This window comes from Streptomyces pluripotens, from assembly GCF_000802245.2.
GTDB lineage: Bacteria > Actinomycetota > Actinomycetes > Streptomycetales > Streptomycetaceae > Streptomyces > Streptomyces pluripotens.
In genome coordinates this window covers 7,157,011-7,182,101 of record NZ_CP021080.1, presented here as the reverse complement: position 1 = coordinate 7,182,101, position 25,091 = coordinate 7,157,011, and the positions used below count along the sequence as shown (strand labels likewise).

Below are 25,091 nucleotides of genomic sequence, written 5' to 3'. Positions count from 1 at the left end.
CAAGCGGGCAGGGCAAACAGGTGCCGGCCTCGCTCAGCGGATCCGCACGGCGAACAGCCGCGCGGACCAGGCCACCGCCAGCGCGGCCAGCCCAGAGGTCAATAGCAGGCCGTTGAACACGGCGGGCGCACCTGCGTCGCCTCGGAACAACGCACGCATACCCTCGACGGCCCAGTAGAGCGGATTCCACTCGGCCGCGGTCCGCAGCCACCGGGGCCCCAGGGCAATCGGCAACAACGTGCCGGACAGCAGGGCCAGCGGCTGCGCCAGGGTGTTCACTACCGGCCCCAGGGCGGCGTCGTCACCGATCAGCAGGGCCAGCCCGTAGGAGACGCTGGAGGCCATCAGCACGATCAGTCCCAGCAGCAGGAAGGCCAGCACCAGATGGGCCGGCGACACCGACAGCCCGAAGGGCAAGGCGAGCAGCGTGACCAACAGCGCCTGCACCAGCAGAGCGACCACCTCGCGCAGTGCGCGCCCCAGCAGCAGTGCCGCACGGCTGACGGGCGTCACCCGGGACCTTTCGATGATGCCGGCCCGCAACTCCCCGAGCAGCGAGAAGCCGGTGAACAAGCCGCCCATCAGGGCCAGTGCGGTGAGCAGGCCGGGGACGTAGACTCGGTAGGCGTCCGCCTGGCTCTGTGCCCCCTCGGTGACCAGGGCGGCCCTGAGCAGCGGAGCGAACAGCAGCAGGTAGCAGACGGGTTGCAGGATGCCGACCAGGATCCAGACGGGCGTCCTGCACATGATCAGCACCTGGCGCTGGAAGATGAGCCAGGTGTCCCGCGACAACTTCACAGTGGCCTCACGGAGTGCGGTGACGGAAGAGACGGAAACGGCAGCGGCGGGAGGGGCACAGGCGTCGCTCAGCCGAGGTCGAGCGAACGGCCGGTGCGGGCCAGGAAGACATCGTCCAGACTCGGCCGGCGCAGTTGGACGAGAACCGGATCGACACCGGCGTCCTGGAGCACCCGCAGGAGCTGCGGCAGGGCAGCTGCCGCGTCCGGGACATACACGCGCAGCTCCCCCGCGTCCCGGGCCTCCCCCGAAGTGTCCTCGGCTCCGGGAACCCGCTCCAGGCGGTTGACCCAGGACAGTTCACGCAGCACGGCCTCGGCACCGCCGAGTTCCGCAGGGTGCAGCGTCAGGCCGACCGCGTCACCGGAGATCTCCTTCTTCAACTGTTCGGGGGTCCCCTCGGCGACGACGCGGCCGTGGTCGACGATCCCGACGCGGTCGCACAGCCCGTCGGCCTCGTCCAGGTAGTGGGTGCACAGCAGCACCGTCATCCCCTCGTCGCGCAGGCGCCGCACCTCGGCCCAGACCTGAGACCTGCTCTGCGGGTCCAGGCCCACAGTGGGCTCGTCGAGGAACAGCAGCCTGGGCCGGTGGATGACGCCCAGCGCCAGATCGACCCGCCGCCGCTGTCCGCCGGAATAGGTCTTACAGTGGCGGTCGCCGAACTCGGCCAGGCCGAAGGCGTCAACGGCGGCCTGGGCCCGGTCGGCGGCCTCGGTCTTGGCGATCCCGTACATGCGGGCCTGCATCACGAGTTCCTCGCGAGCACTGACCCCGTCCGTGGTGCCGCCACCCTGGGCCACGTACCCGATGCGCCGACGCACTTCACCGGGATCGGTGAGCAGGTCGACTCCGGCGATCTCGGCGCGACCGCCGTCCGGGCGGATCAGAGTGGCGAGCATCCGCAACGTCGTCGTCTTGCCGGCGCCGTTGGGGCCGAGAACACCGAAGATCTCGCGCGGCTGCACGGCCAGGTCGATTCCGCGAACGGCATGGACCGGCTTGCCGCGTCCTCGGCGGAAGGTGAAGGACTTGCGCAGCCCCGTGGTCAGGATCAACCCAGTCTCCCGGTGGTGAAAGGGGGTTGGGGGTGGTGTGGCGGGACTCCGCCGGCCCGCTCGGCCAGCGTCACCCTAGGGGACCGCAACACGCCGGGGCAATGGTCTGGACCAAAATGCGGCAGCGTTCGTCAGCCGGGCACGTGGGCGCAGTGCGCCCAGCGCTCCAGCAGGTCCGCGGCGCGGGAGGCTCCGCCCAGACCGGCGAGGTGACTGGCCATCAGTCGCGCGGCACGAGCCGGACCCGGCTCGTCCAGAACGGCCCGCAGCGCCGCGCCGATCCGCTCGGGGCCGGCCGCTGCGAAATCCAGCCGCACGCCGGCGCCCAGCGAGGCGACGCGATCCGCGGTGATCGGCTGGTCATGGCGGATGGGGGCCAGCACTAGCGGAACGCCGTGAGCCAGCGCCTCGCACACCGTGTTCATGCCGCCGTGGCAGAGCACCGCATCCACCTCGCCGCGCCGCAGCAGTTCCAGCACTGGCACCCGCGGCAGGCCCAGCACATCCTCCGGCATGCGGTCCAGCACCGGTGGCGGTGCCGCCACGATCGCCTGGACGCGGTCGGCCAGTGCGGTCAGTGCCGCGCTGGTGCGCATCAGGAAGTCCTCCGCCACCGACGCCGACAGCGTGCCGAGCGTGACCAGTACCCGGCGGCGACCGGATCGCAGCCGTTCCCAGGGGAACCCGGCGTCGTTCTCCCGGCGCACCGTCAGCAGCGGTCCCACCGCGACGCACTGGGGCGGCAGCGGCTCCATGTCCGCACCGGGGGCGGGCATCCCCGGTACCGCCGCGCCCAGCAGTGCCGGCGAGGTGCAGGCGAGGATCAGTCCCGGCGCATACCTCGGGTCCACGTAGTCGTCCTCGGGTAGTCCGGCGCGTCGCCACAGCCCGCGCAGCAGTTCCTCCTGCCACCGGGCCAGCTCCGGTTGCTCCCCCGGCGGTCGCCCCAGCTCCATCGACGAAGGAGCGAAGCCCGCCCAGGGCACCTGGTGAAGATGCGCGGCCAGCGCCCCGCCCGGGCTGTGCTGGTCGACCAGCACCACGTCTGGCCGCCACTCCCCCACCGCCCGGCGCAGTGCGGGCAGGGTGAAGCGGGCGTACGGCACGACGAAGTCCCGCCACAGCGTGCGGATCGCGGCTGTCCCGCCCACCGCCTGCTCCCGGAACAGCCTCGACCCGGTGGGCCGGATCTCCGCGCCAGGCCCCAGGACGGGGCGCAGCACTGGCTCCGGCCCGGCCCAGGCAACGGTGTGGCCGCGACCGCGCAGCTCATCGGCGAGCGCCAGCGCAGGATGGAGATGGCCGGTCAACGGGGGCGTCACCAGCAGGATGCGCAGCGGACGGGAGGAAGAGGACACGTAGCCTCCAGAGCAGTGAACGGGTCTGCGTCGAACGCGAGTTCATCACAGCGCAGCGATCAGGAAGAGACGGTGAAGATCTTGTGTGATCCCCGAGCAGTGGGAATACTGACCCGGGTGACCGCACTGAAGGGAGTCGCCGCCTACCTGCCTCCCGTGGTCGAACCAGTGGAGAAGGTGGGTGAACGACTGGGGCTGACGCCGCGACAGCGTACGCTCCTACGCCGGTTCCACGGCCTCGATCAGGTCCGCTTCGAACCGGATGGCGATCTCACCGACCTCCTGACCAAGGCGGCACGCGAGCTGACGTCACTGCACGGCCGGGAACACCTGGTCCGCTACGTGCTGTACGCCCGCAGCATGCCGGTCGGGGTGCCGTACCCGACCAATCCACCGCATGAGCTGCTCGGCCGTCTGGGGCTGGAGCACGCCCGTGCGTTCACGGTCACCCATCACGCCTGTGCCGGCTCCCTGCTGGCCGTGGACGTGGCGGGGCGGCTCCTGGCCGCCGAACCGGACCCGGAGGCCCTCGCCCTGATCGTCGCGGGTGAGAAGACCTTCACCCGGGATGCCCAACTGGTCCCGGAGACCGCGGTTTTCGGTGAGACGGCGGCGGCCTGTCTGGTCGGTGCCGATGGGGAACGCGACCGGGTACTCTCCTATGTCGTCGATCTCCGCGGCGAGTTCGACGGAAGGTTGGCGGAGGACCGGGACCTCCTCGACCGCTACCAGCGGGCCTACCCCTCGGCCATGATCGGGGTGCTGGAGGAGGCACTGGCCCAGGCCGGAGAGACCTGGGACTCCGTGACCCTGTTGCTCCCGCACAACGTCAACCGGATCTCCTGGCGCCGGATCTGCAAGGCCGTCGGGTATCCGATGGACCGGGTGCTGCTGGAGAACGTGGCCTCCGTGGGCCACAGCTTCGCGGCCGACTTCCTGCTCAACCACCACACGGCCACCCGGCGCGGTCTGCTGAGTCCGGGTGACCGCTACCTGGTCGCGGCCTCCGGCCTCGGCGCGACGTTCGCCGCGATGGTGCTGGAGCACTGACCCGCCCACAAACCCACCGGGACGCCGTCGTCCCCTCGTACGCATCAGCTCCCGTCCGCCGTCGGCGTGTGCGCCGGCGACGGACCCGCCCCCAGACGGGATGATCAGCATGACCGAGACCTCAGCCCCCGAAGCACCCGACACCTCGGCCTCCGGCCCCGACCGGCAGGTGGAGGACGGCATCGTGCGCTTGCTGCCGCGCATCCTCAAGGGCGAACCCACCGAGCCCGTCACCTCCGCCACACCGCTGTTGGAGGGACTCGGGCTCACCTCCGGACTGACCCTCGAACTCATCCTGGAACTCGAGGACGAGTTGGACGTCCAGATCGACGTCGAGGACATCGGGCCGGACGACTTGGCCTCGGTGGGTGCCCTGGCCCGATTCCTCGCCGCGCACATCATCGACGAGGGGTGACGACGTGCGCGCCGTCACCCCTGCGGCCGACGCGCCGGACGCGCCGGAGGCGATCGGTCCGGCTCGCCTGGTCGACGCGGTGAGCCTAGACATCGCCGGCGACTCACCCACCGCCTTCGACCCCGATCTGCGGGTGTTCACCGGCGATCTGGTCCGCGCCCACGGTCTGCCGCTGGACGAGGACGCCTTCGCCGCCGGACGCGGTCAGTCCTTCGCTGAGATGGGCGAGGCCGCCATCGACGCGCTGGTTCCGGCAGACCGCCCGGTGGACCTGCTGATCCAGGTCTTCGCGGCACCGGACGTCCAGCCCGGCCGGGCCACCTCCGTCCACCTGAGCGCCCACTGCCCGGGACGGCCGTTCGCCTTCGCGCTGTGCGAGCAGGGCACCGCCGGGGCGTTCAGCGCCCTGCGGCTGGTGCCGACCTATCTGGTGAGCGGCGGGTTCTCCCGGGCCCTGGTGTTGGTCATGGAGCAGGCGGCCCTGCACTACCGACCACCCGCCGGAACCCCCGTTCCGGACCGGCACACCGCCGTCGGGCTGCTGTGCGAACGCGGCAGCGGCCTCGCGCTGGCCCCGGCCGGAGCCACCACGGCCGGCACCCCCGAGGAGGCCGCCGGCCAGGCCACCGCGGCCTGGCGCCGCGCCCCGACCAGCAGTCCGGCACCACTGCTGCTGTTCGGCGCCGGACTCGAGGATGCCGTCGGCCCGCCGGACGCCGAGGTGCTGCGTGCCCGGCGCCGGAGCCCCTACACCGGGCTGTGGAGCGCTCTGGTCCAGACGCTGCCACGGCTGCGCGCCGAACGGCGCACGCTGCTCGCTGTGGACTACGACCCGCTGCTCGGACACCTGGACATGCTGTGGGTGGCCCCCCGGTGACCGCACCGCCCGTGCCGACGGCTCGCGACATCGAGGTGTGGTCGATCCCGCTGCGGCAGCCACCGCGCACCGTGGACCGGCTGCGCGCCGTCCTCGACCCGCACGAGGCCCGGCGTGCCCGGGGCGACCCCCGGTACGCCGTCGCCCACGCCGCCACCCGGCAGATCCTCGCCGCCCGGCTCGGGCGTCCGGCGCACACCCTGCGACGCACGCTCGGGCCGAACGGCAAACCCCGGCTGACCGGGGCCGGGGCCCGGCTCCGGTGGAATCTCAGCACCGGGGACGGCTGGGCCCTGCTGGCCGTGCTGAACCCGGACACCGGCCCGTCGGGAACGGACGTCGGAGTGGACGTGCAGCGCACCGCGCCCGAGGCCGCCGCGCTGCGCCTGTCCCGCCGCTACTACCCCGAAGCGGAGGCGGAGCAGATTCGGCGGGCTCAGGGCCGGGCGGGTGCAGCCGGCGCGGCGTACACCTGGATGTGGGCCTGCAAGGAGGCGTATGTGAAGGCCTTCGGCAGCCGGCTGACCCAGGGGCTGCGCACCTGCGCTCCGCCGCCGGGGTCAGCGGGCCTGATGCGGGGGCCGCTCGGAGAATGCTGGATCGCGGCCTGTCCGGCAGACGGCACCGACTACCGCGCCGCCGTGGCGCTCACCGGCCCGGTGCCCCCGCAGCCCCTCCCCCGGCTCTGGGCCCCCGACGCCATTTAGTTTGTTGCGGCCGGGTGAGCCCGCTCAGACACCGCCCGAAGCGAGGGCGTCCTCGACAATGCACCCCTCCACCCCGCACAGCAGCCGCTCCATGTGGCTGCGGGGTACCCGCGACGCGTCCGCGACCACCACCAGCTCAATGGCGCCGGGCGCATCCACCACGTCCAGGGCGAGCGTCTGGTGCGGGCGGGGCGGCACCTCATCGCCCCAGCGCAACACCGTGGCCTCTCGCGCCTCGGACAGCGGCGGCACCCGGTCGGGCGCCGGTGGGCGGAACAATTCCGGCTCCCGAGTGTCGTTGACGAAGCACGAGTGGTCCGCGAGGTCCGGCAGCACGGCTCGCAGGCCCTCGATGTCGCGGTCCAGGCGCCGCTTGTCGTAGCTCGCGCAACGGTAGCTGGCCAGTGCCCCGGCCTGCACCCGGCCCACCAGGTCAGCGAAGCCGAGGCCCGCCTGGGGGACGTGGAAGAGGGCCTCCTGGGCCAGTGTGGTGACGGTCTGCGCCATCCCGGGCTGGAACCGGTTGTTGACCACGACCTGGAGCAGCACCTCGGGGGAGCCCCCGATCAGACTGATCTGCCGGGCGACGGCGGCCAGCACCACCGTCTGGATGCTGACGCGGCGGGTCCGGGCGACGTGGTCGACGGCCCGCAGGAGCGCCAGGGAGTGCAGGACGAGGTGCAGATAGCGTGCGTCCGGGTCGCGCGCCGCTCGCTCCGGGAAGATCCGGCGGGGTCCGTCACGCAGCTTGGCGAGCCAGTACCGGCGTGCGGCGGCGTCCTGCCGGCGGCCTCGCGAGGACTTCTGCCGGGCCGCCTCGTCCAGTGGCTGGACGGCGGGGAAGGCCTCCCAGAGCCTTCCGGGTGCGGCGCCGTCCAGGAGAGCGGCCACGTCGCGCGCCAGGCGGCGCAGCCCACCGCCGTCGGCCGCGGTGTGGGAGAGCACCATGACCAGGTGCCGCACCAGTCCGGCCGACTCGACGAGGCCGATCCGGATCGGCCAGGCGGCAGCGGTGTCGAACCGTTGGGCGGCGAGTTCGGCGAGCAGCCGCTCCCCCCACTGGCCGGTGGCGTCGGTCGCGGAGCGGCACACCGTGACGGGGACCGTCCCGACGGCGTCGAGCAGTTGCTCCAGCTCTTCGTCCTGGCCAACCCGCAGGCGGGTGCGCAGCGCCTCGTGGTGCCGGACGGCTTCGGTGAGCGCGGCGAGCACCGCAGAGCGGGGGCGGGCCGGTTCCACGGCGAACCCCACGGACACGTTGTACCGGGCTGCCTCGGCACCGAGCGCTGCGACGGCGTCCCAGATCGCCTGCTGCCCCCACGTGGCTGGTGCGGTGCCGGAACGCTCGGCGGTGATGGCGAGTTGCACTCGCTCCGGCTCGTTCATCCGTCACTCCTCACCCGCGGCGCCATCCGTGCGCCTCATCTTCCCCTCCCTCCCCTTAGCGGTCTAGACCTTTGCGGAACAGCTGGCACTTCCGGCACCCCAGGCGGCAGGGAACGCACGCTCGGCCGCGCCGTCCTCACGCGGCTCTCCACGGCGCCTACCCCTGTCTGTGGCCTTGTCCGTGCCCGCCCGTCGCTTCGGCTGCGCGTGGACGGTCTCCGCGGTGCGGCGGGCCGAGAGCAGACGGCCGCGCGCCCCTTGCCCGGGCTCGGCGAGGGAGCGGGACAGCCTGGCCGCACGAGAGCGGGACGGCCTGACCGCAGTGGCTCCGGACGTCGTGCGGCCGTGGGGGTAATGCGGGTGTGGATACGACGGAAGGAGTTGTCGGAGGTTCCGGCGCTGCCCCCCGCGGCGGCCGGGGGCGTTCCCGCAGGGAAGCCCGGCGGTGCGGGTGCGTGATCGGCTCGCTCAGGTCTTCGCCGACGCACGAATGAGGCAGCAGCGACGCCGCCGTGGCCTCGCCGTGTCGGGTGAACAATTCGCTGTGCCTGGTGACGGGGCGTCCGTAGGGTTTCCGCATGGCGGATGAGAGTGAGCAAGCCGTGCAAGCGGCCATCGATGGGGAGATGCGCCTCCTCGACCCCGAGGTGCGTGCCTCTCCGGCCCGCGTCCTGGAGCTTCTGGATCCGGAGTTCACCGAGATCGGGGCTTCTGGACGCCGCTGGGACGTGGCGTCGATCCTCACGGTGACGAGCGGCGCCTCGGTGTCCCCGGAGTCTCCGGTCAGGGTCAGCGAGATGTCTGGAGTCGCCCTCGCTCCGGACGTCGTTCACCTGACGTACTTCGCCGTCCACCAGGCCCGTCGGACATGGCGGAGTTCTGTGTGGCGTCTGACGGAGACGGGGTGGCGGATGTACTTCCACCAGGGCACTTTGACCAGCTGAGCGGATGCTGGCGAGGCGGTGGGAATCAGTTCCGGTCGCACTGATCCAGGCACCCCTCTCGATGCATGAAGATCTTCCAAACGGCCGGCTCCAGGGCGGAATCGGCCCGGTGGTCGTGTTCGTAGTCGACTCCGGAGCGTCGGTGCTGGCGTCGCGGCGCGGGAAGTCGGGCCCGCGGTCCACCTCCTCAACGGCGAGCGTGCAATAATGACTGACCAGTCAGTCATTATCGGAGGTGCGCGATGCCCAGGCAGGTGGACCGTGAGGCACGTCGGGGGGAGATCCTCGCCGCGGCAGTGCGGGTCTTCGCCCGACACGGCTACGCCGACAGCCGGATCGAGGACATCGCCCGCGAGGCCGGCATGGCCAAGGGCAGCGTCTACCTGTACTTCAGCAGCCGCGAGGACCTGCTACGCGCCGCGTTCGACGGCATGTCGACCCGTTCCGAGGAGCTGATCGCCGAGGTCGGCCGCCACCCCGGGGACACCTCGGAGCGGCTGGCTTTCCTGGTGCGTTCGGTCCTGGCGCTGCTGACCCGGGAACGGGACCTCGCCCGCGTCCTGCTGGACGTCTGGTCAGCGGGGGCGCGAAAACCCGCGTGGGTCGACATGGCCGCCTTCTACCAGGACTACCGGGCGGCCGTCGCCGCGCTGCTGGACGCACGGGACGAGGACGGCACCGAACCGTCCGTCGCGCCGTACGAGCACGCCACCGTACTCGTCGGAGCCATCGAGGGCTGCGTCCTGCAGTGGCTCTTCGACCCCTCCGTCGACCTGGCCACCCTCGCCGAACCGATCGTCACCCTGCTGGTGCCACGGACACGCTGACAACCACTCACCTCCGCGGGCCGCGGAGACACGCGGAAGAAGGCCCGCGGAGGAGAGTCGCCCGTACGAAGAAAGAGACCGAGAGGGGAACCGGATCATGTTCAACCCACTCAAAGGCGGACCGCCCTCGAAGGGGGCGCGGCGCGCCGTTCTGCGTGCACCGATCAAGCTCTACCACCTGGGCCTGGGAGGGCTGATGGGGCAGCGCATGGTGTTGCTCACCCACACGGGCCGCAAGTCCGGCCAGCCGCGGCAGGTGGTCCTGGAGGTGGTCGCCCGCCTTCCCGAACCGGGCACGTACCTGATCGCCTCGGGCTACGGGGAGCGCTCGCAGTGGCTGCGCAACATCCTCGCCACACCCAAGGTGGAGTACCAAGTGGGGCGCCGCAAGTACCGGGGTACCGCCGTACCACTGCCGCCAGAGGAGTCCGGACGGGCCCTGGCCGACTACGCCCGTACACATCCGAAGTTGGCCGAGCGCCTCATGCGCTCCGTCGGCCACGACCCGCGCACTCCGGCCGACTTCGAGGCGTTGGGTGCGGACCGACGCAAGGGTGTGCCGCTGATCGCCTTGCGCCCCTCAGCCGCGTCCTAGGCGTACTGCCCTGAGAGGCTGGTGCCACCGCGCGGGGCTTCGATACACGGACCGACCTGCCGCCCGGTCAGGCCCAGCGGCCACCGGCCTCGGGCGTGCGCAGTGTCGGGACGCGCAACTTCGGGCGGCCTCAGCAGTCCTGCTGGGCAGTCGGTAGTCCAGCGCACCCCCGCACCCCAGGGCGAACGGGCCCCGTGGCGCTGGTCGGAGGGCTCGGGTCGCGGGAGTAACGGCCGCCCCCATACCGCGCGACTCCCCGACCAAGCCCCGACGCAGGACGGTCACCGCACTCTCATACGACAGCGGACGGCGCGGGGCGCCCGAAACCGGGCCGGCGCTGAGCCGGCTCTTGCACGACGCGTCGCCTGTCGCGGCAAGAACATGCCGCGCATGACCCAACTGGGGTTGTTTCTTTGGTAGTTCCGTTGCTCAACCTCTTGACCGGACCCAGTCCGCGAGTATGGTCTAGACCAAGCTCCCTTTTGGTCCAGACCTGCTTCCACCCCCATCGGTGATCCACAGTGTCGACCAAGGTCTGGGCGCACACGCCGCGCGCGGCCCGAAGTGCCGGGCCCCGCGGGCGCAGACTTGGACACGTCGAAGAATTGGAGTGTCATGGCCATGCAATCAAGACGGGTGGCTGCCGCGATCGGAGTACTGGTCGCTCCACTGGTCGCCATCAGCCTCCCTGCGGGAACGGCCTACGCTCACGGCTGGGTGACCTCACCCGCGAGCCGGCAGGACCAGTGCGCCACTGGCGTCGTCAACTGCGGCGAGATCAAATACGAGCCGCAGAGCGTCGAAGGCCCGAAAGGGCTGCACAGTTGCAGCGGCGGCAACGCGCAATTCGCCGAACTCGACGACGACAGCAAGGGCTGGCACGTCGCACCGGTGAACAGTACACAGACGTTCACCTGGCACTTCACGGCACGGCACGCCACCGCCAACTGGCAGTACTTCATCGGCGACAAGAAGATCGCCGAGTTCGACGGCCACGGCGCGCAGCCACCCGCCGAGGTCAGCCAACAGGTGAACTTCGGCGGCTTCACCGGCCGGCAGAAGGTCCTGGCCGTCTGGAACATCGCGGACACTGCCAATGCCTTCTACTCCTGCATCGACGTCAACATCGGAGGCACCGGTGATGGCGGAGGCGGCGGCAACACCCCCGGCTCCTGCACCACGCCCCTCTGGGACCCCGAGAGCACCTACACCGGCGGTGACACGGTGTCCTACGAGGATCACAACTGGCGCGCCAAGTGGTGGACCACCGGCGAAGAGCCCGGCACCACCGGCGAGTGGGGCGTATGGGAGGACCTCGGAGCCTGCTAGGAACTGTCCAGCCGGTCCTGTGGCGGGGCCGCGGAGGACCTTGTCGGCCCAGCGGGGGTGAGTTTCGGGTTGAGCAGGTTGGTCAACACCCCGGTGGTGATCACACGGACCGCCGACCGCGGCTCGTCCTCCGCCCCGACGGTCAACGCGCCTTCGTCGCGCAGCGTCGCCCCCGCCATGAACAGGAGATAACCGACGCCGAGGTACTTCAGCGCCTCGTAGGCGACGACGCTGGCGTGCAGCAACGCGGCGAGACCGGTCATCGTCGCCACCAGATGGGGCACAATGCCGAGGGTGCAGCCGAGCGCGGCCACCATGCTCGCCCGGCGGCCGTGGGACAACCCGGTGGCGAGGGTGTACACCACCCCGGTGCCGGGGGTGATCACCACGATCAGAGCCGTCAGTAAGAAGGTGAGACTCAACAGAACCCTCCGTCAGGTTGAAGATCTTCCCACCCTTATGCCGTCATGGTCCGGAGGCCAGGTCCAAAGAGCTCCGGCTTGGCTGGGCCATAAAGGTCACGACGAGGGTTTCGCACGGCGTGGCCCGGCCGTGCGGTCTGATCGTGAGGATGGCGGAGGGACGACGCCGCAGGAAGCAGTCGGGCGGGCCGAGCATCCGGCGCAGTTCGGTGACCTCCTCGTACGTCGGCAGCGTGCCTTCCAGCGCCTTGATGGTCTCCAGGTCCCGGCCGGCATTGTTGGTTCTGAGCGCTGCCGGCACCGGAGCGGCTGTCGGCTCCGGTGCCGTCGTGTACGCGGGGTGGAGATCCGCGAGCTTGCTCCGCAACTGCGCGCACACGGCCCGGGCGTAACGGCGACCCGAGTCGGGGATCGCTGGCTCGTGGCCCGTCTTCGCGCCGCCGGGCGGATCTGCGTCAGCTGACGGCCGTGGAGCTGAGGACGGGGTTGGGCGAGGAGTAACACGACGTCGGCACGTCCGCGGTGAAGAAGAGGATCGGCACCCGGGCCGTGAAGGTGAGACCGGGGTTGTCGTACGCGGTACCCGCGAGTTGGGTGTCGACCGTGCCACCGGACGCGCCGGCGACCAGGTCCAGCGTCAGGGTGGGGAGCGTGAACGTGCTGCCACCGCTGATCGGTCCGGGTACGGTCATGACGATGTCGCCACCGCTGACGGCGACGCTCGGGGTACCGGAGCCGGTCCCGGAGCCTCCGGAGAGGCTCTCACCGGTCAGGGCGGCGTTGGCCGGAACTACGGCCCGAAGCTTGATGTCCTTGATCGACTTGACCGTGTAGCCGTTTACCGAGCCGGGCACGGTGATTGGCGCGGGGGCGAGGGTGATGTTGAAGGCACTGCCGGACAGGACGGTGCTGGGTGCGGTGGCGTCGACCCCGGCGCTGAGATCGAAGGTCTGCGCCGAGACGATCGGCGGCTTCGCCTGGCAGTCGAAGGCAACGGGGGTGTCGGCGGCCGACGCGGGCGTCACCGTGAGCCCGGCGAACGCCAGGCAGCCGGCCGCGGCCACGAGCGGACGTACCAACACGGATGAGGTTCTCATGTCCATCCTCCTCGGAGGTTCGCGGAGCGGTGCGGAATCGTCCGTGGATCACGCCTAACCGGCCGGGCCGCCGCGGCTGTGCACGGCAGTTCGTCCGGGGTCCGTGGAGCGTCCGGTGGAAGTCCGTCCCAGCCGGGTGGTGAACTCCGGTACGGAGCCGGAGGCGCAGATTCATATTGCATGGACATGTCAGCACAACCTGGTTGTGGTGTACAGGGATGTGACGCGATTGCCAGCCGGGCTCCGTTCGCCCGCGGGGTCCCGCCTCATCCACAGGGGGTCGGCGCGCCACCTCCACGGAGGGGGCGCGCCCCGCGGAGAACGCCGCCCGATGAGCCGAGGACGTACTGTCTGCCGATGTGGCCGTCCGGGAGAACAACGCCCTGCGCCACGGCGGCCCCTGGCCGTCCACCGTCGGATCCGACCTGCACGGCCGCACGCTCGGACTGCTCGGCCTGGGCAAGACCGGCAGCCTGGTGGCCCGGGTCGGACTCGCATTCGGCATGGACGTCATCGCGTGGAGCCAGAACCTCACCGAAGAGCGCGCAGCAAAGGCCCCCACCGTCCGCCCAGACGACGATCACGTCCCCGTTGCCCTCGCCGGTGTAGTCGCCGGAGGCCATGAGTCTGGCGTGGATCCAGGTGGAACCAGCGTTCGCCCGCCAATGACGATCACGTTCCCCTGAACCGGCCGCCGACCGAAGCGAGTGAGAGAACCGCTCCAACGACGTGCGCTACCTGCTGGTGCTGCGCGTTCGTGCCCCCCGTACAGAGTCGGTACCGGGACAGCCGCTACGTCGAGAACGCCGAAGGCCCAGGTCACCGGGAACAAAAACGGCGAACACTCCGCAGATCCTCCCCCGACGTACCGTTCGTCTGTGTCGGTATGCTGATCGACGCCTGAGACGATCGGATCGCCCCCTGGTTCCCGAAAGCGGGATACGCCGGCAGCGGGGCCGCCTCCCAGTCTCCGGCGACCTGACGCAGCAGCAACCGCATGGTCTCCGCGAGGGCAGGGAACTCCTCCAGCATGCTCGCCAACTCCCAGCGGTGCCGCAACACCTGGCGCCTCGTCGGGACCGGGCGTCGAGTCCGATGAAGCGGCTTATCCACCACGGAGCGTGGCAGCAGACGCGCCGTCGCGTCCACCGTCCAGACCGCTGTGGCCTGCCGCACTCCGGCCTGCCACACCTCATCCTCGGCCAGCGCCGGGTACACCGCTGCGACCTCCGCGCGATATGCATGCTCGATCTCCGCGGCCGTCTCGGCTGGCAGAGTGAAAACACACCAACAGCTCGAGAACGGCATCCGGCAGTAGGCGGCCGTCAGGAACACCGACTGATAGCAGGCTGCCTCGACGTCGATCAGCCGCAGTCCCTCCGAGGTGAGCAGGTTGTTGTCGGGGCAGGTGCCACCCGCGGTGAGGGCCGGGTCCTGCTCCCCGCCTGCTGTCCCGATCCGGGTCAGTTCCTCCATCAGGCCGGGCGGAGCCGCCATTCCGGCTCCATCGAGCAGCGCGAGTAGGGCAGCGGTGTTCTGCGCGATCCATGGCTCATCGCCCCAGGACTGCAGGCCCTTGTCGTACCGAGTCCACAACCGTGTGAGGTCGGCCCGCCGGACCCATATGTTGGACGCCGCAGCTCGATACCTGACCCGCCAACCATTCCGAAACGATCAGAACTCGTCTACGCGAGGGCCCAGTAGCGCCGGGACTGGCGACCACCGCAGACCGCGAGCGCTACGGCCGGATGGGCATCCTGATCGGGGAAGGCGGTTACTCCCCACTGGGCGTTGTGGCCCAGCTCGGGCAACCTGCGCGCAGTACCTCAGCGACGCACAGCCCCGCTCCCCACCGCACGGACGGTGGACCGGCCTAGGAGCCGGCCACTTTCCCGCAGGTGATGGTGCCGTCCACAGTGATCGAGTCGCCTGCCCCATCCGTCGGCCCCAGCTTCATTCCCGCCACGGTGGCGACCCAGGTGCCACCGGTCTTCCGGCTGGTGATCCCGGACGCGGCAATATGGACGTACGTCTTCTTTCCCGGGGTGACCAGCGTGGCCATCGCACCGTCGCTGGTGATGCCGGCAGTGAATGCCGGGGGAGTGGAGGCCTTCGCGTCGTTGACGTCCGGAGCGGTGATGGCAGTGAGCTTTCCTTCCACCACAGTGCAGCCCACGCTCTTGATGGTGAACTCCCCGCTGTCGCCACCGCTGTAGGTGAGATGGGCACTGCCCCTTCCCGCATCCGACGGCTCCGCCGCCGTCGCGTCAGCCGTGACCCGTACCGCGGTACCCGCTGTGGGAGTGTCCGCAGTCTTCTTCCCGGAGCCGTCGTCCGAGGAACAGCCCGCCAGCGAAAGCGAGGTGGCAGCCACGGCTATGAACGCCACGGCTATGGAGCGAAACTGCTGCATCGGCGTCACCTCTCGGCACGACTGTCAGGGAGCACAGCGTACCCGCGGCCCACGGCATACGGCTCGGGCCCCGACGGCAGGTCGCGGGCACCAGCTCCACTGCGAACAAGGCGAGTTGGTCGTGGGGTTATGTACGGCAACCGGATCCCGCTGACGTGCGCGGCACGGGAAGCAGGCAACGGCTGATCCCACCCTGGCACCAGCCCCGCCGGCTCCGTGGCCGACGGCGCAGCCGGTTGCGTCATCGGCGTCGTCGCTCTCCGGGCAGGCGCACCGCTCGCCCGGCCCGTTCGAGGGCCACACCGCTCGCCGGGACCCGAGCCTGCGGCTACCCGCGGGGCACGGGAGCGATCCGCACGTCAGTACCTGCATCCCGCAGCGTCGCGACCTCCTCGCCGTCCAAACCGGAGTCAGTGACGATCTGGTCGAACGCGTCTAGGGGAGCGAGCAGGTAGGGGGCGCGCCGGCCGAACTTGGCGTGATCGACCAGCAGTACCGAGCGCTCGGCGCACTGCATGAAGGTCCGCTTGACCTCGATGGTCGCCTCGGACCGGTGGTAGCAGGCACCGGCACTGACCGCAGTGGTGGACATGAACAACAAGTCGGCCCGCAGGTTCCGGATGGCCTGGGCGGTCTGGTACCCGAGGCATGCCTCCTGGAGCGGGAAATAGCGGCCGCCGAGCGTGATCACTTCGATTCCCTTGGCGGCCCCGAGGACTCGCACGAGGGGGAAGAAGTTGGTCACCACCGTGAGCGGAGCGGCTGCGGCCAGGTGAGGGTGGAGCGCGAGGGCCGTGGTGCTCTCGTCGACGAAGACGGTCTGTCCCCGGTGGAGGGACTCGGCGGCAACGGCGGCAATGGCTTCCTTCTCCGCGTTGAGCGCCGCCGTGCGCTCGCGCACACCTGCCTCCAGCAGAGCGGAGGGGGAGGCCGTCGCGCCGCCCCGGACCTTGGTGAGCCACCCCTCCTCTGCCAGGGCGTCGAGGTCCCGGTGCACCGTCATGACACTGACCTGGAGGGCACGCGCGAGGTCGTCGATGCGTGTGAAGCCCTTGCGAAGCACCTCACGACGTATCACGTTGCGTCGCTCGCTGAGGCCGAGACCAGGCCGTTCGGTGTCGTCCGCCGCAACGGATCGCTTGTCATCCATGCACCTCAAGGTACCTGTCGGACCGCTGGCCGGGGACGGGTTGCAGAGACGTGCATTGCGAAGACATAACAGAGAACCTCGCAAGCCTTGTCAGATTTAACACACAGGGAGTTAGATTTCACACAACCCGCTGGGTGGTGCCGCCGAACATCGGACCTCCCCGGACAACCATCCCCCGCTTCACAAAGGCGGCGGGAACCGGTCTGGCCACGCGGGCTCGTCATCCATCCGGCCGGAGCCGCAGACACCGCTCCCCACGGCCCGCACGCCATGTGCCGCGCCCCGGCCACGCCCCAGCCGCTCCGGCGGCGGCGAAGGAGAACCCGATGTTCAAGCACCGTGCACTGAAGGCAGCCACCTGCGCGACGGCGGTCGCCGCCCTCGCCACCCTGACCGCGTGTAGCGGCGGCACGTCGAACTCCGGCAAGGAGAAGACGAAGATCGCCTTCCTGATGCCGGACATCGCCTCCACCCGATACGAACTGTTCGACAAGCCGCTGTTCGAGGCGAAGCTCACCTCACTCTGTGCCACCTGCGAAGTGGTGTACGCCAACGCGAAGGCCGACCCGGCGACGCAGCAGAGACAGGCCGACTCCGCGCTCGCGCAGGGCGTCAAGGCGCTGGTGATCGATCCGGTCGACTCAGCGGCCGCGGCGACCATCGTCGGCAACGCCAAGGCACAGAACGTGCCCGTGATCGCCTATGACCGTCCCATACCGGGCGGCAAGGCCGACTACTACGTCTCGTTCGACAACGAGAAGATCGGCCAGATGATCGCCCAGTCCCTCGTGGAGCACCTGAAGCAGAAGGGCGCCAAGGGCGGGCTGCTTGAGGTGAACGGCTCCCCCACCGACGCCGCGGCAGGCCTGATCAAGAAGGGCATTCACAAGGCCGTCGACCCGAGTGGCCTCACGTTGCTCGACGAGTACGACGCCCCCGGCTGGGACCCGACCAAGGCGCAGAACTGGGTCAGCAGCAAAATCACCCAGTACGGGAGCAAGATCGCGGGAGTGGTCGCGGCCAACGACGGCACGGCCGGCGGCACGATAGCCGCCTTCAAGGCCGCCGGCGTCGACACTGTGCCTCCCGTCACGGGCAACGACGCCGAGCTCGCCGCCGCGCAGCGCATCGTCGCGGGAGAGCAGTACAACACCATCTCCAAGCCCATCAAGACCGTGGCGGAGGCAGCGGCCGAGATCGCCTACGCGTTCGCCCAGGGCAAGGCCCCTGCCGCGCAGACGACACTCTTCGACACACCAGCCCGGCTGTTCGATCCGACGGTGGTCACCGTGGACAACCTCGACCAGGTCCTGATCAAGAACGGCCCCTTCAAGGTCTCCCAGATCTGTACCCCTGCCTATGCCAAGGCCTGCCGCAAGGCCGGCATCCACTAGTCATCCTCCCGTCCTGCCAGACCGCCCGGCGGGGGCGGTCTGGCAGGCCCAGACCCATGCGAGGCAGGCCCATGCCCATAACCGCAGCCGCCGCAGGCGCCCTGGCACCCACGCTGTCCCTGCGCGGGATCAGCAAGACCTTCGGCGCGGTCGCCGCCCTCACCGACATCGACCTCGACGTCCACGCTGGCGAGATCGTGGCCCTGGTCGGGGACAACGGCGCCGGCAAGTCCACCCTGGTCAAGGTGCTCGCGGGCGTCCACGTCCCGGACGCCGGCGGCACCATCTCCTTCCAGGGGCGCCCGGTCACCCTCCCCAGCCCGAGCGCCGCCCAGAAACTGGGCATCGCCACCGTCTACCAGGACCTCGCACTGTGCGAGAACCTCAACGTCATCCAGAACCTGTTCCTCGGCCGCGAGGTGCGCCCCCACCGCCTCGCCGAGGTGGAGATGGAGACCCGGTCCTGGGAACTCCTCGGCCAGCTCTCCGCGAAGATCCCCAGCCTGCACACCCCGGTCGCGTCCCTGTCGGGAGGCCAGCGCCAGACCATCGCCATTGCGCGGTCGCTCCTGGGGGATCCCAGGGTCGTCATCCTCGACGAGCCCACCGCAGCCCTCGGCGTCGCCCAGACCGCTGAGGTCCTCAACCTGATCGAACGCCTGCGTGAGCGCGGCCTCGGCGTGATCATGATCAGCCACAACATGGCTGATGTGAAAGCGGTCGCGGACCGCGTGGCCGTCCTCCGCCTGGGCCGCAACAACGGCGTCTTCGACGTGGCCTCCGTGACCGCGGAGGACGTCATCGCGGCCATCACGGGAGCGACCGACAACGTGGTGGCCCGTCGGGCCGCGACCCGCGCCACGGCCCCGGCCCACACCGGAGAGGTGACCCCATGAACAACGCCACCACCGACATCCGGCCCGTCGCCGTCGACCTGCGCGACGAACGGCTGCAGGTCCGCGGCGGCGTCCGGGGGACGGCCCGCGGACTCGTCGACCGCCTCCGCTCCGGAGACCTGGTCGCCTTCCCCGTGGTCGCCGGACTGATCATCATCTGGACGGTACTCGACACGTCCAACCCGACCTTCCTCTCCAGCGCCAACCTGGGCAACCTCGCCATGGAGAGCGTTCCGGTGGGCGTCATGGCCCTCGGAATAGTCTGTGTGCTACTCGTGGGCCAGATCGACTTGTCGGTCGGCTCCGTCAGCGGTCTGGCCGCGGCCGGCATGGCTGTCTTGTTCGTCAACCAAGGCTGGCCCTGGCCCGTGGCCGTGCTCGCCGCCCTCACCTCGGGGGCACTGATCGGCTGGTTCTACGCCCAGGTGTTCAACCGGCTCGGGGTGCCCACCTTCGTGATCACCCTGGCGGGGCTGCTCAGTTTCCTCGGCATCCAGCTCGGTGTCCTGGGTGACCGCGGCTCCATCAACATCCCCTTCGACTCCACCCTGGTCCACTTCGCGCAGACCGCTTACGCCCCCGCGTGGCTCTCCTACCTCCTCGCCCTGGGCGCGGCGACCGGGCACTTCCTCAGCGGTCGCGCCCATGCCAGGGAGCGTTCCCGGGAGGGCCTGTCCGCCCACCCGCTGCGGCTGATCGCCCTGCGGTCGGGTGCACTGCTGGCACTGCTGGAGTTCGCAGTCTGGTATCTCAACCGGGCCAGGGGCATCGGGTGGATGTACGTCGCCTTCGTCGCCCTCGTGGTCAGCGTGCACTACGTCCTGAGCCGCACCAAGTGGGGTCGTGCCCTGTACGCCGTCGGCGGCAACGCCGAGGCGGCGCGCCGGGCCGGCATCAACGTCCGGCGGGTGTACACGGCTGCCCTGGTCGGCTGCACCACGCTGGCGGCGTTGGGCGGGGTCCTCGCCGCCGCCCGCTTGGCCTCGGCGAACCAGAGCAGTGGTGGGGGCGACGTGAACCTGAACGCCATCGCCGCGGCGGTCATCGGCGGCGCGAGCCTCTTCGGCGGCCGGGGCACAGCCTTCTCGGCCTTGCTCGGCATCACGGTCATCCAGTCCATCTCCAGCGGTCTGACGCTGCTCAGCCTGAACTCCGCCTACCGCTTCGCTGTCACCGGGGCCGTCCTGCTCCTCGCGGTAGCGCTGGACTCGGTCGCCCGCAGGTCGCGCGTCTCACACGGACGCGGTTGAGGGACCGACGGCCCGGCCGGCCGCGCTCACGGCCACCGGGAACCGCCCCCGACTGCGGTCCCTCAACCAGGCGGACCGGTCCGGCCGGGGGGGACCGCCACCCGCCGAACGCCCGTCCGGCCGGTCAAGCTGGAGGGGTGGGACAACTTGCCCACCGGAGGACTCGCCGCCGCGCAGCGGCGCGCACGTCCCCCCTTCACTCAGTGGCACGCTGAGACAAGGAGCCATCCCCATGTCAGTGCTCGCGGTCGACGTCGGCACTTCCATGATCAAGACAGTTGTCCTGGACGACGAGGGCACCGAGGTGGCGGTCGCGCGCCAGGCCACCTCGGTGCAGCGTCCTCGGCCCGGCTGGGCCGAGCAGGACATGACCGCGGTGTGGGAGGCCGTCGTGACCACCATCCGGTCGGCCCGGCGCCACGTCGTGGACAACGTGCGCTTCATCGCGTTCACCGCACAGGGCGACGGCTGCTGGCTCGTCGACGACAAGGGCGACCCGACCGGCCCGGCGATCCTCTGGTCGGACGGGCGCGCCGCCCCCGTCGTCGAGGGCTGGCGGGCCTCCGGGATCCTCGACGAGGCGTTCCGCCGTACCGGGTCGCTCACGTTCCCCGGACTGCCCAACGCCATCCTCGCCTGGTTGGCCGCACACGATCCGGACCGTCTGGCCCGCTCCTCCACGTCCTTGTACTGCGGCGGGTGGCTCTTCCTTCGTTTCACCGGTCTGACGGCCGTCGACGAATCGGATGCCTCGGCGCCCTTCCTCGACCCCCGCACCCGGCGCTACTCCCCCGAGATCCGCACGCTCTTCGGCCTGGACTGGGCGGAACAGCTGCTGCCGCCGGTGCGGGGCAACGGGCATCGGGTCGGAGACCTCACCGCCCGGACCGCGGCCGAGTTGGGGTTGCCGGCCGGGCTGCCCGTGGTGATGGCCCCGTACGACATCGTCTCGACGGCGACCGGGGTCGGCGCCACCGCCCCGGGCCAGGCCTGCACCATTCTGGGCACCACCTTGTGCACCGAAGTGGTGCGCGAGCGTCCCGACACCACGGGCGAGCCCGCCGGGCTGACCATCGTCCAGGACTCGCACGGCCGTCTCCTTCGCGCCTTCCCCACTCTGGCGGGCACCGAAGTGATCACCTGGGCGGTGCGAACGCTGGGGCTGGACACACCGGCAGAGCTCGGTGAGCTCGCCGTCCAGAGCCCGCCGGGCGCCCGTGGCCTGGTCTTCCTGCCCTACCTCTCGCCGGCCGGTGAACGCGCCCCCTTCCTCGACCCGCACGCCCGCGGCACCTTCTGGGGCATGAGCCTGGACCACCAACCGTGTGACGTCGCCCGGGCCGTCCTCGAAGGGCTCACCATGGTGATCCGTGACTGTCTGACCGCCTCCAGCGCCGCGACCGACGAGCTACGCCTGTGCGGAGGCGGCGCGGCCAGCGACGCGTGGTGCCGACTCATCGCCGACGTCACCGGGCTACGCACCGTGCGGTCCGCTGACAGCGAGGTCGGCGCCAAGGGTGCCTTCCTGAGCGGTCTGGTGAGCCTCGGCGCGGAACCCGACATCACCACCGCCGCCCACCGCTATGTACGGATCCGGGCGGCCGACGAACCGGATGAGGAACGCAGCAGGTTCTACGCCTCCCACTTCGACACGTTCCTCACCCTCCGTGACCTCTCGGCCACGGGTTGGCGGATCCTCGCCGGCTCCCCGGCCACACCCGACACATCCCTTTCCCCGGCCGCTACGACTCCCCCGGCCACTACGACGTCCGCCGGAGACCAAAATGGCTGAGCCGAACGACCTCCCCGAGGTGTGGCTGGGCATCGACCTGGGCACCCAGAGCGTCCGCGTGCTCGCCGTCGACGCGGCGGGCGGCACCCGCGGTTCCGGTGCCGAGCAGCTACGCAGCCACCGTGACGGGCCCCGGCACGAACAGGACCCCGAGCAGTGGTGGAGCGCGGTACGCACCGCGTGCCGCCGCGCGCTCGACGGTCTGGCCGGTGCCCCGGTGCGCGGTGTGGCGGTGTGCGCCACCTCCGGCACGATCCTGCTCGCCGACCACACCGGACGTGCCCTGACACCGGGCCTGATGTACGACGACTCACGCGCCGTCGAGGAGGCGTCCCTGGCCGCCGAAGCGGTCGCCGCTCCATGGGGGCGGCTCGGCCACCGTCCGCAGCCCTCCTGGGCGCTGCCCAAGCTGCTGTGGCTGCTCGGCTGCCACCCCCGCGTCCCCACCGGGGCCCGGCTGGTCCACCAGGCGGACTACATCGGTGAGCGGCTCACCGGCGGCCCAGTGGCCGCGGACTCCAGTCACGCTCTCAAGACGGGTTACGACACGGAGCACGAGACGTGGCCCACCGCGCTCTTCGAGGAACTGCGGGTTCCGGTGACACTGCTGCCGGACGTCGTACGGCCCGGCACGGTGCTCGGGGCCGTGTGCGCACAGGCCGCCGAGGCCACCGGCATCCCCGAAGGCACCCCCCTGGTCGCCGGCATGACCGACGGCTGCGCGGCACAGATCAGTGCCGGTGCCCTGGAGCCCGGCGCATGGAACTCGGTGCTCGGGACGACCCTCGTCCTCAAGGGGGTGACCCCGCGCCGTCTGCACGACCCCCTGGGTGTGGTGTATTCGCACCGCGCCCCGAACGGGAACTGGCTGCCGGGCGGCGCGTCCAGCACCGGCGCGGGGGTGCTCTCCCGTGCGTTTCCCGGGCGGAACCTCGCGCCGCTCGATGCCCGGGCCGAACGGTACGAGCCGTCCAGTCTGGTGACCTACCCCCTGGCTTCCAGGGGAGAACGCTTCCCCTTCCTCGCCCCGGAGGCCGAGGGGTTCACGCTGGGGGACCTGCACGGCTCGGTGGAGGCCGACTACCACGCCTCGCTGCTGCAGGGGGTCGCCTTCGTCGAGCGCTTGTGCTTCGACTACCTCGGTCTGCTCGGCGCACCTCTCGACGGCCCCGTGACCCTCACCGGCGGCGGGGCGCGCAGCCGGTACTGGTGCCAGCTACGCGCCGACGTCCTCGCCCGCCCGGTCGGGCTGCCGGACAACGCCGAGGCAGCGCTGGGCATGGCGGTTCTCGCCCGCGCGGGCACCGCCGCCCCGCTCACCACCGCCGCCCGCGACATGGTGCGGCTGCGCACCGTGGTCGAACCGCGGCCCAGACACACGCAACGTCTGCTGGAGAGCCATCTCAGGCTGGTCGCCGCGCTGGAAGAGCGCGGTTGGCTGCCCGCGGCCGTCGCCGATCACGCACGAAGGAGAGTCCACCTGTGACCGATCTCGTACTCGTCCGCCACGGAGAGACGATCTGGCACGCCGAGAACCGGTACACCGGCCGCAGCGACATCCCGCTCACCCCGCGCGGACACGAGCAGGCCGAGCAGCTCGCAGCCTGGGCGAAGCGGGCCCGCCCCGACGCCCTGTGGGTCTCCCCGCTCCTGCGTGCCCGCGACACCGCCAGGCCCGTCGCCGAAGCCATCGGTCTGGAGCCACGGGAGGATCCCAGGCTCAGGGAGATCGACTTCGGGCGTGGCGAGGGACTGACCACGGCCGAGATGCGCGAGGCGTTCCCCGGGCGGCTGGCCGCCTTTCACTCCGACCCTTCGGGCCATCACCTGCCGGACGGGGAACGTCCCGCCGACGCCGTCGAACGGGGACTGGCGTGCCTGAGGGAGATCAACCGCCGCCACCCGGACGGACGGGTCCTGGTCGTCGGCCACAGCACGCTCAACCGGCTGCTCCTGTGCCGTCTGACCGGCGTACCGCTGTCGGAGTACCGGCGGCTGTTTCCCCTGATGCGCAACTGCGCGATCACCGAGGTCCGCTTCCAGGGTGCGGACCGGGCAGCGCTGCTGCAGTTCAACACCCCTGCCGAAGCATTCGCCGACTTTCCGGCACCGGCTGTCGGCCCCGAGGAGGAGACCCCGTGACCGTTACGATCCTCGCCGCAGGCGACCACTTCGTCCGCGCCAGCCTGCTCGCCGACGCACTGGGCGCCGAACACCGCGGGCCACGCGGGGAACTGGAGATCCGCGAACTGCACCTGCCCTGGCCCGTCGAGCCGTTCGGCGACGTCGGCGAGGTACACGAGGCGTCCGGCACGGAGGAACAGCTCATCGAGGCCCTGCGGGGCGCACGGATCTGCGTGACCCAGATGGCTCCCCTCACCCGCCGGGTCCTCCAAGCTTGCCCGGACCTCGGGCTGTTCGCCGTCGGGCGGGGCGGACCGGTCAACGCCAACCTGGAGGCCGCCACGGAGCACGGGGTGGCCGTGACCTTCGCCCCGGGCCGGAACGCGACCGCCACCGCCGAGCACACCGTCGCCATGCTGCTGGCCGCCGTGCGCCGCATCCCGCACACCCACCACGAACTGGTGCGGGGGATCTGGCGGGGCGACTACTACCAGTACGACGAGGTCGGCCTGGAGCTGGCAGGCACCACCGTGGGGCTCGTCGGCTACGGCGCCATCGGGCACCGCGTCGCCCGTATCCTCCGGGGGTTCGGCGCCCACGTCCTGGTCCACGACCCGTACCTACGCCCGGATACCGACGACGCGCCGGAGAACGTGAGCCTGGACGAGCTCCTGGCGCGCTCCCGGGTCCTGTCCCTGCATGCTCGGCTGACAGCGGAGAACCGGGGCATGATCGGCGCCGAGCAGATCGCCGCCATGCCCACGGGCTCCGTGATCGTCAACTGCGCGCGCGGCGGGCTGCTCGACTACGAGGCGGTGTGTGACGCCCTCGACCGGGGTCACCTGTTCGCCGCGGCCTTCGACGTCTTCCCTGAGGAGCCCGTCCCGGCAGGCTCACGGTTGCTGCACACCCCCGGCGTGGTCATGACCCCCCATCTCGCGGGGGCCAGCAAGCAGACCGCGCACCAGGCCGCCCGGATCTGCGCCGCGGAAACGCTCCGGTACCTGCGGGGCGAACCGCTCGCCCACTGCGCCAATCCAGAGGTTCTCGCCGGCCGCACGGGAACCGGCGGCACACCTTAGGCGAACGGTACCGGCGGGAACGCTCCACCGCCCTCGGGCGGGTCCGGTTCGACCGAACGGTCCTCAGCCGGGAGGGCCGGTGGCCGACGGCCTTTCCCCGGGTTCGCGAGGCCCGGGGTCCCGGGCA

24 protein-coding genes and 2 pseudogenes are annotated in these 25,091 nt (G+C 70.7%); 16 read left to right on the top strand and 10 right to left on the bottom strand.

Going from position 1 to position 25,091, the window contains the following annotated elements:
* Positions 1–33: 33 nt before the first annotated feature.
* The 3 genes from LK06_RS31725 to LK06_RS31715 form a co-directional block, all read right to left on the bottom strand.
* Complete coding sequence (locus LK06_RS31725; RefSeq protein ID WP_039649827.1) at positions 34–798, bottom strand: ABC transporter permease; 765 nt, start codon at positions 796–798, stop codon at positions 34–36.
* Positions 799–866: 68 nt separating this feature from the next.
* Entirely contained in the window at positions 867–1,856 is a 990-nt protein-coding gene (locus tag LK06_RS31720; RefSeq protein WP_039649825.1) for a daunorubicin resistance protein DrrA family ABC transporter ATP-binding protein, read from the bottom strand.
* 131 nt (positions 1,857–1,987) lie between these two features.
* Positions 1,988–3,214 (bottom strand): glycosyltransferase, encoded by a 1,227-nt coding sequence (locus LK06_RS31715; RefSeq protein WP_052319005.1) that lies wholly within the window; start codon positions 3,212–3,214, stop codon positions 1,988–1,990.
* A 117-nt stretch (positions 3,215–3,331) separates the two neighbouring features.
* On the opposite strand from LK06_RS31715, the gene LK06_RS31710 reads away from it, so the two are divergent.
* From LK06_RS31710 to LK06_RS31695, 4 genes are all read left to right on the top strand, one after another.
* A complete protein-coding gene (locus LK06_RS31710; protein WP_043409706.1) occupies positions 3,332–4,264 on the top strand; it encodes a 3-oxoacyl-[acyl-carrier-protein] synthase III C-terminal domain-containing protein in 933 nt (310 codons plus the stop codon).
* A gap of 109 nt (positions 4,265–4,373) precedes the next feature.
* A complete protein-coding gene (locus LK06_RS31705) occupies positions 4,374–4,679 on the top strand; it encodes a phosphopantetheine-binding protein (protein ID WP_039649942.1) in 306 nt (101 codons plus the stop codon).
* Positions 4,680–4,683: 4 nt separating this feature from the next.
* Entirely contained in the window at positions 4,684–5,556 is an 873-nt protein-coding gene (locus tag LK06_RS31700; RefSeq protein ID WP_052269769.1) for a hypothetical protein, read from the top strand.
* The gene (locus LK06_RS31695) at positions 5,553–6,263 is read left to right on the top strand and encodes a 4'-phosphopantetheinyl transferase family protein (protein ID WP_159025080.1); all 711 of its coding nucleotides are present in this window, start codon (positions 5,553–5,555) and stop codon (positions 6,261–6,263) included. The genes LK06_RS31700 and LK06_RS31695 overlap by 4 nt, the downstream gene beginning before the upstream one ends.
* Positions 6,264–6,287: 24 nt before the next feature.
* On the opposite strand, the gene LK06_RS31690 is transcribed toward LK06_RS31695, so the two are convergent.
* Entirely contained in the window at positions 6,288–7,649 is a 1,362-nt protein-coding gene (locus LK06_RS31690; RefSeq protein WP_043434718.1) for a condensation domain-containing protein, read from the bottom strand.
* A gap of 578 nt (positions 7,650–8,227) precedes the next feature.
* Between LK06_RS31690 and LK06_RS31685 the strand changes: the two genes are divergently transcribed.
* The 4 genes from LK06_RS31685 (at position 8,228) to LK06_RS31670 (ending at position 11,344) form a co-directional block, all read left to right on the top strand.
* Entirely contained in the window at positions 8,228–8,593 is a 366-nt protein-coding gene (locus tag LK06_RS31685; protein WP_043409652.1) for a nuclear transport factor 2 family protein, read from the top strand.
* Positions 8,594–8,835: 242 nt separating this feature from the next.
* Positions 8,836–9,420, top strand: coding sequence for a TetR/AcrR family transcriptional regulator (locus LK06_RS31680; RefSeq protein WP_043409656.1), 585 nt, complete (start codon positions 8,836–8,838; stop codon positions 9,418–9,420).
* Positions 9,421–9,517: 97 nt separating this feature from the next.
* Positions 9,518–10,015, top strand: coding sequence for a nitroreductase family deazaflavin-dependent oxidoreductase (locus tag LK06_RS31675; protein WP_039649818.1), 498 nt, complete (start codon positions 9,518–9,520; stop codon positions 10,013–10,015).
* 615 nt (positions 10,016–10,630) lie between these two features.
* A complete protein-coding gene (locus LK06_RS31670; RefSeq protein ID WP_086083609.1) occupies positions 10,631–11,344 on the top strand; it encodes a lytic polysaccharide monooxygenase in 714 nt (237 codons plus the stop codon).
* Between the two features lie 56 nt (positions 11,345–11,400).
* Here the strand turns inward: LK06_RS31670 and LK06_RS31665 are convergent.
* From LK06_RS31665 to LK06_RS31655, 3 genes and pseudogenes are all read right to left on the bottom strand, one after another.
* Positions 11,401–11,766: pseudogene (locus LK06_RS31665) on the bottom strand (LysE family translocator); the annotation flags it as partial.
* 43 nt (positions 11,767–11,809) lie between these two features.
* On the bottom strand, positions 11,810–12,145 hold the full coding sequence (locus LK06_RS31660; protein ID WP_159025079.1) for a hypothetical protein: 336 nt from the start codon (positions 12,143–12,145) through the stop codon (positions 11,810–11,812).
* A 76-nt stretch (positions 12,146–12,221) separates the two neighbouring features.
* Entirely contained in the window at positions 12,222–12,863 is a 642-nt protein-coding gene (locus LK06_RS31655; RefSeq protein WP_039649813.1) for a hypothetical protein, read from the bottom strand.
* Positions 12,864–13,228: 365 nt separating this feature from the next.
* On the opposite strand from LK06_RS31655, the pseudogene LK06_RS31650 reads away from it, so the two are divergent.
* A pseudogene (locus LK06_RS31650) lies at positions 13,229–13,432 on the top strand (NAD(P)-dependent oxidoreductase); the annotation flags it as partial.
* A gap of 250 nt (positions 13,433–13,682) precedes the next feature.
* On the opposite strand, the gene LK06_RS31645 reads toward LK06_RS31650, so the two are convergent.
* The 3 genes from LK06_RS31645 to LK06_RS31635 all read right to left on the bottom strand — a co-directional run bounded on the left by LK06_RS31645 (position 13,683) and on the right by LK06_RS31635 (position 16,426).
* Complete coding sequence (locus tag LK06_RS31645) at positions 13,683–14,459, bottom strand: hypothetical protein (RefSeq protein WP_234367558.1); 777 nt, start codon at positions 14,457–14,459, stop codon at positions 13,683–13,685.
* Between the two features lie 277 nt (positions 14,460–14,736).
* A complete protein-coding gene (locus LK06_RS31640) occupies positions 14,737–15,276 on the bottom strand; it encodes a hypothetical protein (RefSeq protein ID WP_174673964.1) in 540 nt (179 codons plus the stop codon).
* Positions 15,277–15,604: 328 nt separating this feature from the next.
* Entirely contained in the window at positions 15,605–16,426 is an 822-nt protein-coding gene (locus tag LK06_RS31635) for a DeoR/GlpR family DNA-binding transcription regulator (protein WP_052269767.1), read from the bottom strand.
* 326 nt (positions 16,427–16,752) lie between these two features.
* On the opposite strand from LK06_RS31635, the gene LK06_RS31630 reads away from it, so the two are divergent.
* From LK06_RS31630 to LK06_RS31600, 7 genes are all read left to right on the top strand, one after another.
* A complete protein-coding gene (locus tag LK06_RS31630) occupies positions 16,753–17,820 on the top strand; it encodes an ABC transporter substrate-binding protein (protein WP_043434715.1) in 1,068 nt (355 codons plus the stop codon).
* A 71-nt stretch (positions 17,821–17,891) separates the two neighbouring features.
* A complete protein-coding gene (locus LK06_RS31625) occupies positions 17,892–18,716 on the top strand; it encodes an ATP-binding cassette domain-containing protein (RefSeq protein ID WP_174673963.1) in 825 nt (274 codons plus the stop codon).
* Entirely contained in the window at positions 18,713–19,966 is a 1,254-nt protein-coding gene (locus LK06_RS31620) for a sugar ABC transporter permease (RefSeq protein WP_043434712.1), read from the top strand. Before LK06_RS31625 ends, LK06_RS31620 begins: the two co-directional genes overlap by 4 nt.
* Before the next feature lie 232 nt (positions 19,967–20,198).
* Positions 20,199–21,758 (top strand): FGGY-family carbohydrate kinase, encoded by a 1,560-nt coding sequence (locus LK06_RS31615; RefSeq protein WP_052269766.1) that lies wholly within the window; start codon positions 20,199–20,201, stop codon positions 21,756–21,758.
* Positions 21,751–23,244, top strand: a complete 1,494-nt coding sequence (locus LK06_RS31610) for an FGGY-family carbohydrate kinase (protein ID WP_039649805.1) — start codon at positions 21,751–21,753, stop codon at positions 23,242–23,244. The genes LK06_RS31615 and LK06_RS31610 overlap by 8 nt, the downstream gene beginning before the upstream one ends.
* Positions 23,241–23,900: a histidine phosphatase family protein gene (locus LK06_RS31605; RefSeq protein ID WP_043434709.1), complete on the top strand. Its 660-nt coding sequence runs from the start codon at positions 23,241–23,243 to the stop codon at positions 23,898–23,900. The genes LK06_RS31610 and LK06_RS31605 overlap by 4 nt, the downstream gene beginning before the upstream one ends.
* Positions 23,897–24,964, top strand: coding sequence for a 2-hydroxyacid dehydrogenase (locus tag LK06_RS31600; protein WP_039649801.1), 1,068 nt, complete (start codon positions 23,897–23,899; stop codon positions 24,962–24,964). The genes LK06_RS31605 and LK06_RS31600 overlap by 4 nt, the downstream gene beginning before the upstream one ends.
* The last annotated feature ends 127 nt before the right edge of the window (positions 24,965–25,091 follow it).

Bases quoted from the DNA above. Each gene is read 5' to 3' on its own strand.
- LK06_RS31680 (WP_043409656.1), top strand. From the start codon at position 8,836: ATGCCCAGGCAGGTGGACCGTGAGGCACGTCGGGGGGAGATCCTCGCC.
- LK06_RS31705 (WP_039649942.1), top strand. From the start codon at position 4,374: ATGACCGAGACCTCAGCCCCCGAAGCACCCGACACCTCGGCCTCCGGC.
- LK06_RS31690 (WP_043434718.1), bottom strand. From the start codon at position 7,649: ATGAACGAGCCGGAGCGAGTGCAACTCGCCATCACCGCCGAGCGTTCC.
- LK06_RS31635 (WP_052269767.1), bottom strand. From the start codon at position 16,426: ATGGATGACAAGCGATCCGTTGCGGCGGACGACACCGAACGGCCTGGT.
- LK06_RS31640 (WP_174673964.1), bottom strand. From the start codon at position 15,276: ATGCAGCAGTTTCGCTCCATAGCCGTGGCGTTCATAGCCGTGGCTGCC.
- LK06_RS31685 (WP_043409652.1), top strand. From the start codon at position 8,228: ATGGCGGATGAGAGTGAGCAAGCCGTGCAAGCGGCCATCGATGGGGAG.
- LK06_RS31615 (WP_052269766.1), top strand. From the start codon at position 20,199: ATGTCAGTGCTCGCGGTCGACGTCGGCACTTCCATGATCAAGACAGTT.
- LK06_RS31630 (WP_043434715.1), top strand. From the start codon at position 16,753: ATGTTCAAGCACCGTGCACTGAAGGCAGCCACCTGCGCGACGGCGGTC.
- LK06_RS31620 (WP_043434712.1), top strand. From the start codon at position 18,713: ATGAACAACGCCACCACCGACATCCGGCCCGTCGCCGTCGACCTGCGC.
- LK06_RS31655 (WP_039649813.1), bottom strand. From the start codon at position 12,863: ATGAGAACCTCATCCGTGTTGGTACGTCCGCTCGTGGCCGCGGCCGGC.
- LK06_RS31675 (WP_039649818.1), top strand. From the start codon at position 9,518: ATGTTCAACCCACTCAAAGGCGGACCGCCCTCGAAGGGGGCGCGGCGC.
- LK06_RS31625 (WP_174673963.1), top strand. From the start codon at position 17,892: ATGCCCATAACCGCAGCCGCCGCAGGCGCCCTGGCACCCACGCTGTCC.
- LK06_RS31670 (WP_086083609.1), top strand. From the start codon at position 10,631: ATGGCCATGCAATCAAGACGGGTGGCTGCCGCGATCGGAGTACTGGTC.
- LK06_RS31610 (WP_039649805.1), top strand. From the start codon at position 21,751: ATGGCTGAGCCGAACGACCTCCCCGAGGTGTGGCTGGGCATCGACCTG.